This window comes from Streptomyces sp. CO7 (genome assembly GCF_053474865.1).
On the sequence record NZ_JBRIOU010000160.1, the window covers coordinates 1 to 387 of the forward strand.

Consider the following 387-nt stretch of genomic DNA (forward strand, 5'->3'; position numbering starts at 1 on the left):
TCAGAAGCCTGGCCCAACTGAAAGCCTCGAACGGCGGCTGCCAGCTTCTTATTTCAGATCTGAACGTGATTGATTCCAAAGCAGAAAACACAGCCCGCTTTTTACTCGAGTATTGTGAACACACTCCTGTCATCGTTCAGTCCACGGAAGAGGAATTACCACGGCAACTCGAGCTTCTGGCCGCAGGTCGAATCCTGGCTGCTGAGAAAGGTGGTCAGGGTCAACGGTTTACACAGGCCATTGAACACTTCATGGCGCAACTTGATCAAAAAGTCGTTTAGGCAAAGCGAGGTCACTGCTAAAGCTTGTCCCTGAAAATAAAGTAAGCCGCACCCACCAGGCACAATCCAGCCCACAAATAATCCAGTTTCAACGGCTCTTTCATAT

Annotated in this window: 1 protein-coding gene; it reads left to right on the forward strand. The window is 49.4% G+C overall.

Features of this window, described 5'->3' with window-relative positions; genetic code table 11:
* A partial coding sequence (locus ACOV8S_RS31575; RefSeq protein ID WP_448321895.1) for a hypothetical protein occupies positions 1–281 on the forward strand: 281 nt, incomplete at its 5' end.
* Positions 282–387: the final 106 nt, after the last annotated feature.